The sequence below is a fragment of the Burkholderia sp. AU6039 genome, from assembly GCF_002223365.1.
In the GTDB taxonomy this organism is placed as follows: Bacteria; Pseudomonadota; Gammaproteobacteria; order Burkholderiales; family Burkholderiaceae; genus Burkholderia.
Genome location: NZ_NKFK01000017.1, coordinates 1 through 2,115, shown reverse-complemented (window position 1 = coordinate 2,115; position 2,115 = coordinate 1). Strand labels below are relative to the sequence as shown.

At 63.5% G+C, this 2,115-nt stretch carries 1 protein-coding gene; it reads right to left on the bottom strand.

What is annotated here, in order from left to right; translation table 11 throughout:
- Nucleotides 1-1,976: DUF6531 domain-containing protein (locus CFB39_RS38395; RefSeq protein ID WP_256991569.1), on the bottom strand; the 1,976-nt coding region annotated here is incomplete at its 3' end.
- Nucleotides 1,977-2,115 lie beyond the last annotated feature (139 nt).

The window sequence follows — 2,115 nt, the reverse complement described above, 5'->3', positions numbered from 1 at the left end:
CCGTCCGGGCGGATCGTCGCCACGCGCTCGTTCAGCACGTCGTATTCGTGGCGCCACACCGCGACACTCGCTTTCTTCAGGAAGCGGAAGTGCTGGTGTTCACGCGTGACATTGCCGCCCTCGTCGTGGAACCACTGCAGGCGGCTCGCGTCATTCTCCGCAAGGACCATCTGGCCGTTGCCGTTGTACGCGAATCGCTCTCGCTCGCCGTATTTCCACTGACGGGCGTCCGCGTCCCATTGCCCGGTCTGGCGCGACGTCAGCCGGCCAACCGCATCGAAGCCAACCACCGTGACCCGATGTCCCTTCTCCCCGCTCAGCACGTCTTGAAGCACACCCGAGGCCGGATCGTACCGGTAGCGGGTCGTCTTGCCATCGAAACCCGTTTCGGCCAGCAACCGGCCCACCGGATCGTACGCAAACGACGTCTCGCGACCGTTCTCATTCGTCAACGCTTCCAGGCGACCCAGCTTGTCCCATCGATAACCCAGCGACTCGCCATTGGCCCCCGTGCGCGTGGCGATCAGGCCCGCGCGCGTATAGCGCCATTCGGTTCGTCGCAGCAGCCCGTCGACGTGAGCCAGCAGGCGCCCTTCCGCATCCCGCTCGAATTGCTCGACCACGCCATCGGGACGAACCACTTCGGCCAGTTGCCCTTCGGCATAGCGATACTGCGTCACGCTCCCTGCTGCATCGGTGAATCGCTCCAGTTGCCCGCGTCCGTTGTACTGCCATCGGCTCGTCTTGCCCGAGCAATCGGTATATGACGTCAACTGGCCGGTCGGGCTGTAGGCAAGCTGCTTCTTTCCGCCCTTCGCATCGACGATTTCCACCGGCTGGCCGAGCGCGTTGTTGACGTATTCCGTCTTGTTGCCCAGCGGATCGATTTCCTCGATCAGTTGATCCTTGGTGTTGTAGTCGCGCAGCCACACGCCGCCTTCGCCATCGCGAATCTTGCGCACGTTGTCGCGGGCGTCGTACGCGAAATACACCGTGTAGCCGTCGGCCCGGGTATGCGACACCGGGTTGCTGCGCTCGTCGTAGGTAAAGGTCTCGACGCTGCCGTCGGGATGAATGTGACGCACGATGTTCTTCGCGTCGTCCCGGAAAAACCATTCCGAACGCCCGTCCGCATGCCGGATGCGGTACGTGTAGCCCAGAATGTCGTAGTAGTACCAGGTCTCGTGGCCGAGCGCGTCGGTGACGTAGGTCAATCGAATGTTCGGGTCCCACTCCAGCGTCGTATCGTAGCTGCCGTCGTCGGCCCATTCACGCACGGCCCTGGCCGTCGCGCTCTCACCGTCCCAGCGCAGGTTCATTCCCCGGCCAGTGCGGTCCGTGTAGCGCGTAATCAGGTGGTGCTGATACGTATAGCTTCGGCTTGCGTCGTTCTCATCGAAGGCCTCGATCAGATCGCCGGCGTCATCGAACGTATAGTGAGCGAGCTGACGCACCGGCTTGCCATTTTCGATCAGCCACACCTGCGCCACACGCCCCTGTGCGTCGGGCACCACACGAACGTGGGCATCGATCGCAACCTCATCCCCGTGATAGGACATCAGATCGGACGGCAATAGCGTATGGCCGGGCACGGTCCGCGGATGATCATAGGCAATCGCCAATCCCGCGCCGTTGCGCAGCGCGATGCCTGTCAGCCGGAAATGCGCGCCGTGACGCTCATAGGTTTCCTTCGCGTCGTAGCCGCGCGCCAGTGTGATGGCCCGATCGGACATCCGTACGAGCGTCACGTTCTCGATGGCGTCGTAGTGAAACGCGCCGACCTTCGGCAGCGGATACGCATGCGTGCGGCCGTCCGCCGCGTGATAACGCAGACTCTCCGGCAGCGCGTCGTTATGCACGATGTCGAACCGCGTCATGTAAGGCGTGATCCAGCGCGCGCCCATCGGCCCGTCGTCATAGGCGGCCAGATCCGATCGATACTGGCGGCGCCAGGTGAACGGGAACGGCCCCGGCAAGGTGAAGTCGTCGTGATCGATACGCTCGGCGCCGCGTGCGAAGCTGATACTGCCGATGGTCCCTGCACACTCCTTGCAGCCGCCATCCTGTCTGGCTCCCGCCTGCACGGGAATACCGTCGACGGCGCCCTGGCCATGG